The organism is Arcobacter sp. ISO1, assembly GCF_058105185.1.
This window is the reverse complement of sequence record NZ_CM176573.1, coordinates 313,881-331,012: the sequence shown is the minus strand read 5'-3', so window position 1 is coordinate 331,012 and position 17,132 is coordinate 313,881. Positions and strand designations below refer to the sequence as shown.

The following is a 17,132-nucleotide window of genomic DNA, read 5'->3' as shown; positions in this document are numbered from 1 at the left end:
TTATACTCCTTTTGCTTCAAAGCTGTGTGAATCTTCTGGACTAATTACTATTTTGTCGAACTCTTTTGTAAAGCCATCTTCAATTGCTTTTTTCCATGGGTCAACTTGTGCTGTTCTTTGTGATTCATCAAATCTAGCTGCCCAATATTTTCTTTTTTCATCATTTAACATATCATCTTTGATATATTGTAAACCAACTCTTTCAATCCAATGGGCTGTTCTTTCTAAATAGTATGCATCTTCTCTATAGAATTGCATAAAGGCTTTTGTGTATTCAAATACTTCTTCTTCAGTTTCTACCTTACAAAGTAAATCAGTCACTCTAACTTTGATACCACCATTTCCAGCAACATGTAGCTCCCATCCTGAATCAACACCAATTACACCAAAGTCTTTGATAGTTGCTTCTGCACAGTTTCTAGGGCATCCTGATACAGCGATTTTATATTTATGTGGAGTCCATGAACCCCAAGTTAGTTTTTCTAGTTTTACACCCATTCCCATAGAATCTTGGGTACCAAATCTACAGTAAGTGTTCCCTACACATGTTTTTACTGTTCTTAAACCTTTTGCATATGCTTGCCCAGATACAAAGCCACAGTTGTTTAAATCTTTCCACATCGGTGCTAATTGTTCTTTTGTAACACCAAACATATCAAGTCTTTGACCACCAGTGAATTTAATAGTTGGAACCTCATATTTAACCGCAATATCTGCAATATCTTTTAACTCTTTTGGAGTTGTTAAACCTCCCCAAATTCTTGGCACTACTGAATAAGTACCATCTTTTTGGATATTTGCATAGTTTCTATCATTTACAAGTGCAGATCTTTTGTCATTCATATATTTATCATCATTGTATTTAGCTAACAAATAGTAGTTAATAGCAGGTCTACATTTTATACAACCATCTTGGGTTTTCCATTGTGCTTTTTTAAATACATCATAAACAGTATCAAACTCACCTTCATCAATGATTTTTTTGATTTCACCATGACCTTTGTCCGTACAAGGGCAGATTCCCTCAGGGGTATTATTATATTCATCCCCTAAAGTATTAACTAAAATTTGTTCAACTAAACCAACACATGAACCACATGAAGCCCCAGCTTTTGTACATCCTTTTACATCACCAAGTGATTTTAAATCTTTGTCTTTAATAGCATTTACAATATCTCCTTTACAAACGCCATTACATCCACAAACTTCTTCATCATCACTCATAGAGTTTACATCATCTCCACCATGACCAGAATCACCAAGAGCTGATTTCCCAAAAAGAATTTTTGTTCTTAAATCACTAATATCTGTATGTTCTTTTAATAGTTTTAAATACCATGAAGCATCAGCAGTATCCCCATAAAGTACAATTCCAATAATTTTATTATCATAAATTACAAGTTTTTTATAAACTCCAACTTTCTCATCAAGTAAGATTAACTCTTCAGTAGTTTCATCACCTAAATAATCACCTGCACTAAATAGGTCAACTCCAGATATTTTAAGTCTAGTTGATAGTGTAGAACCACTATAACCATCAACTTCAATATTGGCTAATTTTTTCGCTAAAACTTTTCCTTGTTCATAAAGAGGTGCTACTAATCCATAAGTATTACCTTTATGTTCAACACACTCACCAACTGCATAGATTGAGTCATCAGAAGTTTTTAGGAAATCATCAACTAAAATACCTTTTTTAGTTTCAAGTTTTGCATCAATTGCCAAATCTTTATTTGGAATAATTCCAGTTGCAAATACAATAAGATTTGAATCTACAATTGTTCCATCACTGAAAGTTACTTTTTCTACTTTTTTAGTTCCTAAAATCTGTTCAACTGTAGTATTTAGCTTAAATTCTATTCCATAGCTTTCTAAATTTTTTTGTAAAAGTCTTCCACCTGTAGAGTCTAATTGTTGAGAAAGAATCGAACCAGATCTATGAACTAAAATAGTTTTAACACCATGCATCGCAATACCATAAGCAGCTTCAAGACCAAGTAGCCCACCACCAACAACTACGGCAGTTTTTTCTTTTTCAATTGTTGACATAATTGTGTCAACATCAGCTTTATTTCTAAAAGCAATTACATTTTCTAAATCACTTCCTAGTGTAGTAGGGATAAAAGGTTTCGAGCCAGTTGCAATTAAAAGTTTGTCATAAGAGATTTCTAATCCAGACTCAGATTTTACTTTTTTATTCTCTTTATTAATAGCAATAATTTTATCACCTTTATGTAAAGCGATATTGTTTTCTTCATACCATGAACGATGATTAATAATAGTATCTTCAAATGTTTTTTCGCCAGATAAAATATATGAAAGCATAATTCTATTGTAGTTTACATATGGTTCTTCACCAAAAATTGTAATCTCATATTTATCGTTTGTATATTCATATAAATCTTCAATTACACGAAGACCACTCATACCATTTCCAATGACTACTAATTTTTCTTTCATCGTTTTTTTCCTTTATTTCTTATTCTTTTATTATTACAAAATTTGGTGATTTTAAATACAAATAATTGTATATAAAACATACTATAAAACTTAAAAATTAATTAATAAATACATATGTTAATTCACTTAATTGAATTATCATGCCTTTTAAGCTTAAGAATACATTAAAATTTTGCAAGTAAAAGTATGCACACTAAAACAAAAAGTATTAGTGTAGTACTTTGCCAAAATACTAATGGATTCCTCTCTATCAAAGCTGGTTTTGTTCTTTTTAAAAATTTTTGATTTGGATTGAATAAATCATAAATAAATTCTGATAGTTCTGAATACCTTTTTGATGGATCAATCTCACATGCCTTTTTAATAGCCTCATCTACCCAAATTGGAATATTCTTTTTATCTTCATCATAAATAGAAACATAGTTTAATTTTTTCTGCGCTGTTTTTGTAGTTGATTTTGATACATTAACTCCATAGGGAAAAGAGCCAGATAACATTTGGTAAGTTATAACTCCAAGGGCAAAAATATCTGATTTTTGGCTTCCTTCAAAGCCTAAAAAATACTCAGGTGCAGAATACATAGCAGTCCCTTGTATATGAAATTGTTCAGTAAAAGTTGTTATATCATCAAGACCCGCAACTTTTGTAGAACCAAAATCAATGATTTTTACACAAGCACCTTCATCAATCATAATATTTTCTGGACGAATATCTTGATGAATCATCTCTAATTTATGAAAAGCATATAATCCTTTTGCAATTTGTTCAATAATATCCCTAACTTTTTCTAGTTTTGGTTTTGGATTATCAATCATCCATTGAGTTAGTGTTTGTCCTTCAATAAACTCTGTTACATTGTAAACATAGTTTTGTCTTCTTGTTTGTATAAATGATTTAACTACATGAGGATTATTGATTTTTTTTGCAATCCAATCTTCTAATAAAAATCTTTCTAAATAAGCTTTATCATCTTGTAATTCTGTTGATGGAATTTTTAAAACAAGTTTTTTCTCTGTTTCTATATCTTTAACTACATATGTGTGGCTTCTACTACTTGAGGTTAAATTTCTAATTACCTCAAAACCATCAAACACTTGTCTAGCTTCTAATAATGAGGGAACCTTCTTATCTTGTAGTTGCTCATTTATCTCTTTTATACTTTTATCAGGTAGATTATCAATTTTAATAATTTGAAGAGTTAAGTTATCATCACTTCCATTTTCCAAAGCTTTTTCAACTAAAACTCTAGCTGCTGTATCATAATGACCATCATAAATATTTAGTGTTTCATTTATTGTTTTAAAATCTAAAAATTCATAAACACCATCTGTTACTAAGATAAATATATCATCTTTTTCAATTGAAGTATTTTCGTAGTCAATTGTTAACTGTGAGTCTAAGCCCATAGCTCTACTTAAATACTCTTCTTGACTTGAAATTATAACTCTGTGGTCAGTTGTTAGAAGTTCTTCTTTGTTGTTTCTAATTTTATAAATTCGTGAATCACCAATATGAAAAATATGTGCTGTATTTGATTTTAAAATCATTGAACTTAGAGTACAAACGTAGCCTTTATCTTTGTCATAAGAGTGAATACTTTTTTTTGATTGGGAAAAAAGCCATGAGTTTGTGGCGCTTAAAACTCTCATGGCTGATTTTTTTACAGACCAAGTCTGTGAGGTACAATAGTAATCTTCTAAAAAGGAGTTTACAGAAATTTGACTAGCAATGTCACTAACATTACTTGAACTAATACCATCAGCAAGTGCAATTGCAATACCTTTGTATTTTATTTGGTGCTCATTGGGTACACAAATGCCATGAAAGTCTTGGTTTACTTCTTTCACACCTTTTGATGAGTATTGTCCATAGCTTATTTGTAATATATTTTTCATACTATTAAACCTTAAGGAAGAACAAAAAATGTTCTTCGTTAAAGATTATTTTTACCAAGATTTATATGGTAAAAATTTCCCATTCATAGTAATAACTACTCTATCACCAGCTGGGTTTTTTTCTTTATCAATGTCCATTGAAAAATCAATTGCACTCATAATTCCATCACCAAATTTTTCACCTATAAGTTCTTTTATAGTATCCCCATAAACTCCAATTACTTCATAAAATCTATAAACAACTGGGTCTGTAGGAATTGATTTTTCCCAAGTTTTATATGGAAATTCAATTAAAGCTTTTTCTACATCTTTCCCTAGTTTTAAAACTTTACAAAGTTTTTTTGCAGGCTCTTTTGTTAAACTGTTTTGTCCTAAACAAGCTGATGTTAAAAATACAGATCCTAAACCTACTTTTGAAGCAATATCTTCCCAAGATAAATCAAGTTTTTTCTTTGCTAAAATAATCTCTTCTGTCATTTCAATTTTTGTCATATTACACTCCTTTAAAAGTGGCCCACTTTATAAAGGGACCGTATTGTTATTTAGTCTACTTTTTAGCAGGATTTGTAAAAAATCCTTAAAAGTAGCAAAACCTAAAGAGGCAAAGAATTGCCTTTTTTAAAAATCTAAAAGAGAGGTCTTAATACCTCTACTTTTTTTGCTTTATTAAGCAGCTTTTTTTGAAGGAGAGATATTTAAATCTCTTTTAGGACTTTGTTTATGGTGTGTATAATAAATCATTAATCCAACAAAGAATAGACCACCAACTAAATTACCTAATGCAACTGGAAGTTCATTCCATAATAAGTAATCAATAACAGTAAAGTCACCACCCATGATTAAAGAGAATGGGAATAAAAACATATTAACAATTGAGTGCTCGAATCCCATAAAGAAGAAAAGCATTACTGGCATCCACATTGCTAACCATTTACCCGAAACTGAAGTTGAAATCATAGCTCCAACAACACCCATAGATACCATCCAGTTACATAACATACCTCTAATAAATACTGTTAACCAACCATCAGCACCATATGAAGCGTAACCTAAAGTTCTAGCCTCACCAATGCCTGCAACTTTTGTAGCAATAGCTCCACCATCAGTATTAAAACCCATTGTGAAAATAAAAGCCATCATACAAGCAACAGTAAAAGCTCCACCAAAGTTACCTAATGCAACTAATCCCCAGTTTCTTAACATCTGTCCAACTGTTACACCAGGCCTTTTGTCAATAAGTGCTAAAGGTACTAAAGTAAATACACCTGTTAGAAGGTCAAATTTCATGAAATATAACATGATGAAACCAACAGGGAATAAACAAGCTCCTAAGATTGGTGAACCTGATTTCATTGCAACAGTAACTGCAAAAACTGCAGCTAATGCTAAAATTGCACCAGCCATATAAGCTCTAATAAGAGTATCCTTAGTTGACATGAAGACTTTTTCTTCACCAGCATCTACCATTTTAGTAGCAAACTCAGATGGGTTAATATACGACATCCAAACTCCTTTTTTTATGTTTAATTTTAAGATGAGGTATTAAATCAAAAGAAGTGAGGAAAAAAATAGGATTTTCAGATTTTTGTGTATAAATTATATACATTGATAGAAAAATGAACTGTATAGAATAGATATAATTATGAAAAACAAAGGAAGAAAAATAAGAAAGTCAATTGTATATTTGTTTGTATTTTTTATACTCTCTTTATTTTTATTAATTGGAAGTACAATAAAAGATTCCTATAAAGTTCAAGAAGATCTATTAGTTGAAAGTCTACGAAGTAAAGCAGAGGCTATATTTAATTTAATAGTTGATATGAGACATTGGAATGCTCAGTTTAATGGAGTATATGTAAAAACAGAAGAACTAGAGCCAAATCCATATTTAGATCCAAACTTCATCAAGTCAGAAAAAGGGGAAACAATGGTTTGGGTAAATCCTGCTTTTATGACAAGAATGATTTCTGATATTGCAAGTACAAGAGAAGGTTTTACTCTTAAAATAACTAGTAACAAGCTTATAAATAAACATAATGCCCCAGATGAATATGAAAAATCTATATTAGATAAATTTGATGAAAATCCTGAAATACCATATTACTGGAATATAAAAGGTGATACTTTTAGATTTGTAGGTGCTTTAAAAACAGAACCAGATTGTTTAAACTGTCACTCTTTTCAAGGTTATAAAGTAGGTGATGTAAGGGGTGGTATTAGTGTTACCTTTGATGCGAAAAAAGAGTTTTCTCAACTTGAAGAGATAAATAAAGATAAAGAACAAACAATAATGTTTCTTGTAATAGCTGCAATTGGTTCAGTAATTACTTTAATACTTTATCAAACTATGCAAAGAAGAGATGAAAGAAAAATCTCAAATCTAAATGAATCACTAGAAATAAAAGTAAAAGAGTTAGATGAGTTTAATAAAACACTTCATAATAAAGTAAAAGTTGAAGTTGATAAACAAAGGGAAAAAGAAAACTTACTAATCCAACAATCAAAAATGGCAGCAATGGGTGAAATGATTGGAAATATTGCTCACCAATGGAGACAACCAATTAGTGCAGTTAGTGCTATCATGATGAATATTAAATGGACTGCAATAGAGCAAGGAGCTGATAAAAATTTCCTTGATGAAAGAATGAAAGAAGCAAATGAACAGCTTAAATATATGAGTCAAACAATAGATGATTTTAGGACATTTTTTAAACCAAATAGAGAAAAAGAGTGTTTTAATTTAAAAGATGAGGTACAAAAAGCATACAAAATACTTCAAGCATCTTTAGAAAATCAAAATATAAATTTACAAATTTATTGTAAAAAGGTGATTACAGTTTATGGATATTCAAATGAGTTTTCTCAAGTTGTTCTAAATCTTATTTCAAACGCTAAAGATGTCTTAATAGAAAGGGAAATAATAAATCCTAAAATTGAAATATATTTAGATGAAGATGAGGAAAATATCTATTGTGAAGTAAAAGATAATGGCGGAGGAATAGATCAAAAGATTATTGATAAAATTTTTGAACCATACTTTACAACAAAAGAGGGACATGGAACGGGGATTGGTTTATATATCTCAAAAGAGATTATTCATAAACATATGAAAGGCTTACTAATCGCACAAAATATAGAAAATGGTGCAAACTTTAAGATATCAGTTCCTAAAACAAAGGATATGTGTAATGCAAATATTGAGTAGATTAAAAGAGAAAACAATACTTTTGGTAGAAGATGAAGATGTTATTAGAAATAATATTGCATCGATGTTGAAGCATTTTTTCAAAGAAGTTTATACAGCAAGTGATGGTTATGAGGGTGTCGATAAATATGAAGATTATCTTCCCAATATAGTTATGACTGATTTAAAAATGCCTATTATGGGTGGCTTTGAATTAATTGAAGAGTTAAAAAAACGTTCAAGTAAAGCCTATACAATAATAGTATCAGCTCATACAGATACAGAACTTTTAATAGAAGCGATTAATAATGGAGTTGATAGATATATAATCAAACCAGTGACTGAAGATGAACTATTTGAAGCTTTTGAAGCTTATTTTAAAAAGCTTGATGAAACAACACCTAAAGTGCTTGATTTAAATGAAAGTACAAAAATAGACCTTGATAAACACTTAGCAGCAATTGATGGTGTTGAGGTAAAACTAAATAAAAAAGAGAATCAACTTCTAACGCTTCTTTGTGTTGATATGAATAAAGCAGTTTCATATGAAGAGATAGAATATCAAATCTGGGGAAGTGATTCTATGAGTTTATCTGCTATTAGAAGTGTGGTTCGAGACTTACGAAAAAAAATAGGAAATGAATTTGTTGTAAATGTATCTGGAGTTGGGTATAGGTTGAGGTGAATTTATCTAATTAAATAGACCTATTCACACATTTAATATTAACTATAAAACCTCACTTTTATTTAATAGAATATCTGTACAAATAGATTAAATAAAGGTGTTTTTGTAGATATTGCTAAATTAATGTTACTTTTAGCCACCACAAACAGGAGGTAATAAAGATATCTTATCCCCATCTTCTAATGGAACGTATATTGTTGAAACAAGTTTTTATCTCCTTTTATAATTTCAACTTTTTCCTCCTAGTTTCTTTTCTAATTGTATATTAGATATAATCATTCCTTTATCTATTGCTTTGACCATATCATAAATAGTTAAAAGCCCAACGCTACACCCCGTTAGAGCTTCCATTTCAACACCTGTTTGACCTTTTAATTTACAAGTTACTATTAATTTAAATCCACATATATTTATTAGCTGTTCTATTTCACAATTAATTGCAGATAGTAAAAGAGGATGACACATGGGGATTAAGTCTGGTGTTTTTTTACTGCCCATAATTGCAGCAGTTATTGCAGTTTGTAAAACAGGACCTTTTTTATTTTCATTCAAAATAACTTGATTATAAGCTTCTTCTGACATTGTTATAATTCCACTTGCAACAGCAATTCTTGTGGAATCGTTTTTATCAGAGACATCAACCATTTTAGGTCTATAATTTTTATCTAAATGTGTTAAATTCATCTGATTTAATTCCATTTTTATTTATCCAATTTATAATTTCATTAGTATTATTTAAATCTAAAATACTAATGTTAGATAAGATTTCATCTTTACTAATACTATCATCAATTGCAATTGCATCTGTTACTTCAAAATAATTAGAATCAAGCTTATCCCTAAAAATCGCAATTCTAGGAAGAGGAAGTGTTTTTAATCCTTCTACTAGAAGATAATCAAATTCTTTAAAAAGGGATATTATTTCTTCAATTGATGAAGTTTCTTGTTTAAATAAAGTTGTTCTAGTAGGACTTAATATTGCTACATCAGCACCTGTTTTTGTAAATTTATCACTATCTTTTCCTTCTATATCAAAGATAGCTTTATCTTTTGGATCATGTTTTACAATACAAACTTTAAAACCTTGAGATATCAATTTATCTGCGATTTTTACAATTAGAGTTGTTTTTCCAGAGTTCGATGGTCCTGTAAATGCACTTATAATTTGTTTCATATAATGATTTTCCTTTAATTTAGTTTTTAATATTTTCATTAATTGTAAAAATTTTTTATCATTGATTCATAACCTTTAAAAAAAAGATTAACTGAAAGTAATAGTGAAAGTAATCCCATTATTCTCATTAATGCATGATTCCCAATTAAACCAATTTTTTTACAAATTCTATTTGCTCTTAATAAAAGTATATATGTAATAATAATTACAGAGACTAAAGAACATAACAAAGATAATTTTTCTAAAAAATTTTTTGTTTCTTCCATAAGTATAATTGCATTTAAAATAGCACCTGGACCACAAATAAGAGGTATAGCAAACGGTGTGATTGTAAAAGTATTCATAAAATTTGTTTTTTCACTAAATTTTAAATTAATTGTATTAAAGTTTTCATATAGCATTTCCATACCCATTAAGAAGAATACAATTCCTGATACAATTTTAAAACTATTAACTGAAATATCAAAAGAACTAAAAATTATTTGACCGATAAAAGCAAAGGTAATAAGAATTATAAAAATTATAAGAAGAGATCTTTTTAATATCCTTTTTTTTCGAATATAATCAACATCTGATGTTACACCAATATATACTGGTATAATAACTAATGGATTTAATAATATAAAAAAGCTTACAAATCCTAAAAAATATATTGATAATAAAGTATTGTTCATAACAACCTTTTGTAAAATGAAGATTTTTAATTATAATATTCAAAGACGGCATGTCGCGCTTAGGAGAGTGAAAAATTCTTTTTATTATAGGAAAAGTTTAATTTACTCATACCGTCTTTAAATACTAACAAAAAATTAAAATTAATAAATCGAAATTGAGGGAGTTGATTTATTAATTTTTTATTGTTAATGAATAATAACTCAAAAATATGGCAAAAAAATAGCTAATAAATCATAATAAAATAGAGTTATTAAAGTTTTTTCAAAAAAGGCCAGTTTAAGAATAAAAACTAGCCTTTTTATTTTTTATTTAAACAGTTTTAGGTTGTTTAAAAATTGAAATTTCAGGAATTTCACCTTCATATTTCTCAAAGTTAACCATAGCAGTACCAGCTGTAGTAGCAACTGATAACTTTGATGTAGGGACATCTAATGTTAAAACATTTACATTCCCATGTTTACATAATGCTTTTGGATCTTTTCGATCGAGAGGATCATACCATGCACCTTCTTGCATCCTAACGACGCCAGGCTTAATTCTATTTGTTACAAAAGCACCAGCAAGTGTTTGTCCACGTTCGTTAAATACTCTTACAACATCTCCATTAGAGATACCTTTTTCTTTTGCATCTTCAATATTAATCCAAATTGGTTCACGACCTTGAATTTCAAAGGTATGTCTTAAAGAAGTATTTCCAAGCTGAGAATGAAGTCTTCCATTTGGATGAGGACTTACTAGTGCATACTTAGCTGAAGATTTAATATTCCCTAACCATTCTGTTGGTTCAATCCAAGTAAAGTGACCTGGACAATCATCATACTTATAGCTAGCTAATTTTTTACTAAACAGTTGGAATTTACCAGACTCTGTTCCTAAAGGATTTAATAAAGGATCTTCTCTGAAGTCTGCATAGCTAACAAATTTTCGTGCTTTTTCTGATGCTTCAAATGTCAATGGTTTATTATCATTCCAAAATTTTCTAAAATTAGGTAATTCAAGGCCTACTCTTTTACCATTTTTACGTGCATTTTCATAGAATTCAGCAATCCAGTCCATTTCTGTTTTGTTTTCAGTAAATAGTTTTTCTACATCTCCCCCTAATTCTTTAGCAAGAAGAATAAACATGTCATAATCACTTTTTGATTCATATTGAGGAGGTACAACAGCTTTGATAGGGTATATATACTTACCTGACACATCCCCTCCTTGAACAATATCATTACGTTCATAAGGAGTAGCTGCAGGAAATACAATATCTGCCATACGAGCAGTTGCCGTCCAATACATTTCATTGATGATGACTGTATTAACTTTTGTCCAAGCCTTAAATAAGGTATTAATGTCTTGATGGTGGTTGTAAGGGTTTCCGCCACTCCAATAGATTAAATCAATTTTTGGATAAGTAGTCTTTTTACCATTATAGTCAATAGTTTTCCCTGGGTTTAAAAGAACATCAGAAATCCTAGCAACAGGGATATCAAACATTTTTGGCGCGTGCTTTTCAAGTCTACTTTTTGCACCAATAGCACCTAATTTTGCATTGTTTGTCATAGGAATACCTGTACCACCTTGATGATATCCTAAACCATATCCTCCACCAGGAAGACCAATTTGACCAATCATCGTAGCAAGAGTAATAATTCCCGAGTGACGTTGTTCACCATTTTGTTGTCTCTGAGGAGACCATCCCATCATCAACATTGAACGGTGTGATGCACAATCTAATGCTAGTTTTTTAATTACAACAGCAGGTACATCCGTTAATTTTTCTGCCCATTTAGCATCTTTAACAATTCCATCATTTTTACCCATAAAGTAGTCTCTGAAAACTTCAAAACCATCAGTATAATCATCGAGGAATTCTTGATTATGTTTTTTCTCAGTGTATAGAGTATGACACATTGCTAGCATCAAGGCAGAATCACTATTTGGACGAGGTTGAATCCAATCTTCTTTTTGTAGATTAAAGAATTCACAAGTTTCACTATAAACAGGGTCTACAATGATTACTCTTTTACCTGTTTCTTTTAATTTTCTCCAATATTCTGGTAAAAGATTGTCATCACAGTTAAAGGATACTTTCATTGTAGATAGTGGATTCGCACCCCATATAACAACAACTTCAGAATTTTCATAAATAGAGTCCCATGTCGTATGACCTACTAAGACATCCATTTTACCTGTTAGATGAGGAGTAATAAATACAGATGCACCAATAGAATAGTTACCAGATTTGCTTGTAAAACCACCGGCACAACGGAAGAAACGATGTACAAGTTTTTCAGCTCTATGTAAATTGCCAGAGCTACTCCATCCATGTGAACCTGCATAAATACCACTAGGACCTTTATCTGCATAAACTTTTTTTATTTGACGACCAGCAAGCTCAATTGCTTTTTCCCATGAAACACGAACCCACTCATCAGAACCGCGTAGCTCAGGCTTTGGATTGTCGGGATTATCTAAAAAAGATTTTCTTACCATTGGGTATCTAACTCTATCTTCTGCATAAACCAAATCTTCTGTATAGTGTTGAAGAGAATTATACATTCTATCAGAGAATGTACCTGTGCTATTAACAATTTTACCATTTTCAACAGTTACACTTACTCCACCCCAGTGCGCAGCAGTATTAACAATACCATTTTGAACAAATTTGCTTCCTTTTTTAAGGTTAGCCATATTTTGCATTGCATTAGCTTGACGTGCGCAACCAGAGATGATTGGCATTGCAGCCATTGCAGCTGTACCTTGTAAAAAAACTCTACGTGATAATTTAGCCATTTTATATCCTTTTATAAATTCTTTATATTATTATTAAAATTTTTAGCCTCTAAAATAAAGGCACCATTAAATCTTTCACCTTTTTAATGTGCTTTTGTTGTTTTTTGTAAATACTGAGTAAGAAGCGCAATTTCACCTTTTGATAAAGGTGTTCGACTTCCCATTTCTTTAGCTACTGAAGGCCATTGTCTTGGATTAAAATGATTTATATCAGGAGTAGGATGACAAAGACTACAGTTTGTTTGAAAAAGATTACTTGCCTTTTTCATTAAAACATCAACTGATTTTTCAAAATTAACTTTTTGTATATTCGTTGTAATAGAAACTTTTTCCCATTTATTACCGTCAATTTCTTTAGTCTCAATTTTTTGAGTTTTATTATTTGCATTTTTAGCAAAAACAGCTGACATGATTTTTTCTCCTTCAGAGAAATATAAAATTCTAGGTTCACCATTAAAATTCCAACCTGTAATTTTAATAGTTAAATGGTCATTACTTTTACCTATAATCTCGATAGGAGTTGTTGGCAAAATTCTACCTGTTTTCTTTGTTCCTTCAGAACTAGAATAAGTTGTAAGAGTAGCTTCAGAATACACCGATTGAGCTTGTGCAAATGACATAAGAATATATGGCAAAACAAGCAACTTTAAACCTTTCATTGTTTATCCTTTGTATGTTATATTTAATAAATAGTATAAATAAAAATTAGGGCGTTAAAATTAGAAAAAAAGAGCAAAAAAAGAGCATTTGAAAAAACTATTTTATTTTTATAGTAAAAGAAGCTCCATTTTTTGTATTTTTGACATTTAGATGTCCATTCATATTTTTTTCAATTATCGTTTTAGTCATATGTAGGCCAATTCCTGTTCCTTGACTTTCATATTTAGTTGTGTAATATGGTTCAAAAATAATATTAATATCATCCAATTGAATACCACCTGCATTATCTTCTATGTGAATAATAGTGTATTCTTTCCCTTTTTTAATATTGAAAATAATCTTTGGACACTTAATTTTTCTTTCTATAAATACATCTCTTGCATTTGACAAAATATTTAATATTGAGTGTGCAAACTCTCTTGGATAACCATAAACTTTAGAATGTTCATCTACTTGAAACTCAATTTCAATGTTATGGGAAGAAAAAGAGGCTGAAATAATTGAAATTGCTTTATTACATTCAGTATATACATCAAAATATTCTTTTTCTTTAGAAGGTTGGAAAAAGTTTTGAAAATCACTTATAGTATTTGACATATGAACTGTAATTTTATTGCATAATTCAATATACTGTATAAAGTTTTTATAATCAATTTTTGTAAATTTTAATTGTGTTTCAATATTCATTAATATTGCACTTATTTCACTTATGGGTTGTCTCCATTGATGTGCAATATTTCCAAGCATAGTTCCCATTGCTGCAAGTTTCGATTGTTGAATCAACATTTGTTCTTTATTGCAACGTTCTTTAACTTCTTTAGAAATTTCTTTCTCAAGATTATCTAACATATTGTTCATTAATCCTTTTAATATTTTAAGATCTTTAGAATATGCTGTAGAGTGAAGACGTTTGCCAAATTGTCCATTCTTTAGCTCTTTAACAAGTATTATTGCTTCATCTATAAATTTATTATCATTATTTAATGCAATTTGAACAAGTTTTACTTCTTCATTAATTGCATTTGCCATTAATCCAAGTTCATCATCAGTATTTATATCAATTTGTAAGTTTTCTGAAAGCTTCTTTGAATCGTGTAAATATGAAAAGAATCTTTTTAATCCTTGTCCAACCTTTTCTATATTTTGAACAGTTTTTATTATTAAAGAGGCATTAAAAATAAAGCTTAGAAAGCCTAGAATAAAGAAGCCTATAAGAATATAATGTGAACTAATACTATTTATATGTCGAGATTCGAAAAACGTATTTTCATATTGATTTAAAAGATTTTTTTGATATTTATCAACTGCATTAAGTAATTCAAGAAATATTTTATTTTCATGTTTAATAATTTGAATACTTAATTTTGTTTCTTCAGATTTAATATATGCATTATCTATAAGAAGAACATCATTTTTGTATTTTTCCCATAAAGTATTAATTTCAGGTGTTAAATCAGGTGATTTTTTGTCTAATATTAGAATTTTCTTATTAAGTTCTGAGTATAAACTTTTAACCACTGTTGACTTACTAGGATAAAGTCTCATCATTAAACTTTTTTCTCGTACAAAAAATAATGTAGTAATATATGAAGATTGAAAATCTTGAATTTGAGAAAAGTCTTTAAAAAGAGAAGTTAAACTGTTATTGTTACTTTTATTTATATCGTATGACAAAAAACCTAGAAAAAGAAGAGAAGAAAAAGCAAAAATCCCACTTATTATAAATTTTTGTCTAATTTTCAATTTTTTCCTAAATATTAGTTCATTCATCGAAAACAAGTCTATACCCCACTCCGGATAAATTATAAATTAGATTGAGAGGAAGTTTTTTACGAAGATTACGTACTACAGAACGTAAAGCACCTGTTGTCATCATATCATCTTCCCACACATTTTGTTCTATTTCTTCATAAGTTACAATACGGTGAGAGTTTTTAATTAAAATTTCAATAAATAAAATTTCTTTACGTGTTAATAAAATTTCTTCTTGATTGTAAAATAATATTTTTTGTTCCCAATTATAATCATACCCTAATGGCAACTCTGGAGTTTTTGTTTTGGAGTCTTTTTCTTTGATTAATTTAGAACAGCTTTGAATTACATCAATTAATTTTTCAAAATTTATTGGTTTAATAATAAAGTGTTCAACATGTAGGTCAACTAATTTTAGAAGATATTCTTTATCCGCATGTGCAGTTAAAACTACAATAATTACACTTTTATCTTTTGCTCGAACTTTTTTTATAAAATCAGTCCCATCCATTTCTGGCATTTTTAAATCTGTGATAATTATATTTGGAGAAAAATTTGTAAATAAATCTAATGCTTCTTTTCCATTAGAAGCAACTTGTAAGTCTTCTACCAAATAGCTCAATGCTGTTGAAGTATGCTCTCTAATTATCTCTTCATCTTCTACATAAACAACTTTTAAATGGTTAAGTTGGATTCTTTTCATAATTTAAATCCTTTTTTTTCTTTAAGAAAAACAACAACATTATTTATTGTTATTTTTAATTGTATAAAAATTTTAAAATTAATTTTTTAATATAAAATTTCTTTAAGTTAATTATATCGTCTGATTTTAAGTAAAGTAAGTATTTAAAACTCTTATTTATGTGCAAAAAGGTGGAATTCTTAATTTTTCCTTTTTAATCTATATTCTTTAGGACTAATACTAGAATACTTTTTAAAAAAGCGCGAGCAAGCTGTAGGAGTATCAAAATGCAGAAGATTTGAAATTTGTTTAATACTTAATTGACTATAAACTAAAAGATAAAGCATTTCATTGTAAATTCTTCTATGTATAAACGTTAAAGCATTCTTATTTGTTTGCTCTTTAATAGTTGTACTCAAATGTTTTGGAGTAATGTTTAGTAGCTCAGCATAATCACTTACTTTTCTTTTTGTAATAAAATGTTTTTCAATTAACTGTAAATAATTATTAGTTATGTGTTCAGCTTGTGTTCTTATTAATGGCTGATTAGTTTTCATTAATACTTTTTCTCGCTTCATTTTATAGAGTATTTCAAGTAGATGTAACTTAACTATGGCTAAATACTCATCTTTTTCTTTTTTATATTCAAGTTCAATTTTTTCAAATAATAATTTAACTTCAGGTATAGCAGAATTTTCCAAAATGATTTGATCAATATCCTTTTTATGAAATTCTAATAAAAGGTCAATTTCTTGATTACTATCAATTTGTGATTTTAAAAATGTATCGTTAAATAATATAACATATTCTGATTTTTCAATTTTATCTTCAAAAGAGAAGATTGAGCCTGGAGGAATAAGTTGTATTGAATTATCACGTACATCAAATTCAAATTGGTTAATATACCGTTTTGTGTGGGCATGAAAACATAACACTAGTGCATAAAAGTCAAACCGAACAGGAGAACCTACTCTTTTTCCAATATTTTGAAAAATAAAAAATTCATTATTGGAAGAAACTTCTTTTAAAGGGTCCATACCAAAAGAGGGAATTGTTCTATGAATATTTTTATATTTATTAAGTAGTTGAGATATTGTCAATAAAGGTTGTGTGTTCAATTTTCCCTTCCTATTTTTTTTAGAATAATTATTAATCAAAAGAAGGCCTAATAATTTCTTTTT

14 protein-coding genes are annotated in these 17,132 nt (G+C 29.1%); 2 read left to right on the top strand and 12 right to left on the bottom strand.

The features are described 5' to 3' along the window. From nirB to AC2TY9_RS01580, 4 genes are all read right to left on the bottom strand, one after another. Positions 1-2,460, bottom strand: coding sequence for a nitrite reductase large subunit NirB (gene nirB, locus AC2TY9_RS01595; protein WP_489779047.1), 2,460 nt, complete (start codon positions 2,458-2,460; stop codon positions 1-3). Between the two features lie 164 nt (positions 2,461-2,624). Beyond that, a complete protein-coding gene (locus tag AC2TY9_RS01590) occupies positions 2,625-4,355 on the bottom strand; it encodes a bifunctional protein-serine/threonine kinase/phosphatase (protein ID WP_489779046.1) in 1,731 nt (576 codons plus the stop codon). A 51-nt stretch (positions 4,356-4,406) separates the two neighbouring features. Then, positions 4,407-4,847 (bottom strand): cyanase, encoded by a 441-nt coding sequence (gene cynS / locus AC2TY9_RS01585; protein ID WP_489779045.1) that lies wholly within the window; start codon positions 4,845-4,847, stop codon positions 4,407-4,409. A 174-nt stretch (positions 4,848-5,021) separates the two neighbouring features. Next, the gene (locus tag AC2TY9_RS01580; RefSeq protein ID WP_489779044.1) at positions 5,022-5,858 is read right to left on the bottom strand and encodes a formate/nitrite transporter family protein; all 837 of its coding nucleotides are present in this window, start codon (positions 5,856-5,858) and stop codon (positions 5,022-5,024) included. Positions 5,859-5,997: 139 nt separating this feature from the next. Here AC2TY9_RS01580 and AC2TY9_RS01575 point away from each other — a divergent pair, with 139 nt between their 5' ends. Both AC2TY9_RS01575 and AC2TY9_RS01570 read left to right on the top strand, forming a co-directional pair. After that, positions 5,998-7,560, top strand: a complete 1,563-nt coding sequence (locus AC2TY9_RS01575) for a c-type heme family protein (protein WP_489779043.1) — start codon at positions 5,998-6,000, stop codon at positions 7,558-7,560. Then, entirely contained in the window at positions 7,544-8,224 is a 681-nt protein-coding gene (locus AC2TY9_RS01570; protein ID WP_489779042.1) for a response regulator transcription factor, read from the top strand. The genes AC2TY9_RS01575 and AC2TY9_RS01570 overlap by 17 nt, the downstream gene beginning before the upstream one ends. Positions 8,225-8,452: 228 nt before the next feature. Here AC2TY9_RS01570 and moaC read toward each other — a convergent pair whose 3' ends face one another. The 8 genes from moaC to AC2TY9_RS01530 all read right to left on the bottom strand — a co-directional run bounded on the left by moaC (position 8,453) and on the right by AC2TY9_RS01530 (position 17,069). Continuing rightward, positions 8,453-8,908, bottom strand: coding sequence for a cyclic pyranopterin monophosphate synthase MoaC (gene moaC, locus AC2TY9_RS01565; RefSeq protein ID WP_489779041.1), 456 nt, complete (start codon positions 8,906-8,908; stop codon positions 8,453-8,455). After that, complete coding sequence (gene mobB / locus AC2TY9_RS01560; protein ID WP_489779039.1) at positions 8,886-9,398, bottom strand: molybdopterin-guanine dinucleotide biosynthesis protein B; 513 nt, start codon at positions 9,396-9,398, stop codon at positions 8,886-8,888. The genes moaC and mobB overlap by 23 nt, the downstream gene beginning before the upstream one ends. A gap of 38 nt (positions 9,399-9,436) precedes the next feature. Continuing rightward, positions 9,437-10,072: a MarC family protein gene (locus tag AC2TY9_RS01555; RefSeq protein WP_489779038.1), complete on the bottom strand. Its 636-nt coding sequence runs from the start codon at positions 10,070-10,072 to the stop codon at positions 9,437-9,439. Positions 10,073-10,382: 310 nt separating this feature from the next. Next, positions 10,383-12,857 carry a molybdopterin-dependent oxidoreductase gene (locus AC2TY9_RS01550; RefSeq protein ID WP_489779036.1) on the bottom strand — a complete coding sequence of 825 codons (2,475 nt, stop codon included), beginning with the start codon at positions 12,855-12,857 and terminating at the stop codon, positions 10,383-10,385. 83 nt (positions 12,858-12,940) lie between these two features. Then, the gene (locus AC2TY9_RS01545; RefSeq protein WP_489779035.1) at positions 12,941-13,516 is read right to left on the bottom strand and encodes a hypothetical protein; all 576 of its coding nucleotides are present in this window, start codon (positions 13,514-13,516) and stop codon (positions 12,941-12,943) included. Positions 13,517-13,613: 97 nt separating this feature from the next. Continuing rightward, complete coding sequence (locus AC2TY9_RS01540; protein WP_489779033.1) at positions 13,614-15,260, bottom strand: ATP-binding protein; 1,647 nt, start codon at positions 15,258-15,260, stop codon at positions 13,614-13,616. A 19-nt stretch (positions 15,261-15,279) separates the two neighbouring features. After that, positions 15,280-15,972 carry a response regulator transcription factor gene (locus AC2TY9_RS01535; protein WP_489779031.1) on the bottom strand — a complete coding sequence of 231 codons (693 nt, stop codon included), beginning with the start codon at positions 15,970-15,972 and terminating at the stop codon, positions 15,280-15,282. A gap of 179 nt (positions 15,973-16,151) precedes the next feature. Next, positions 16,152-17,069, bottom strand: a complete 918-nt coding sequence (locus tag AC2TY9_RS01530; RefSeq protein WP_489779030.1) for a helix-turn-helix domain-containing protein — start codon at positions 17,067-17,069, stop codon at positions 16,152-16,154. Between the last annotated feature and the right edge of the window lie 63 nt (positions 17,070-17,132).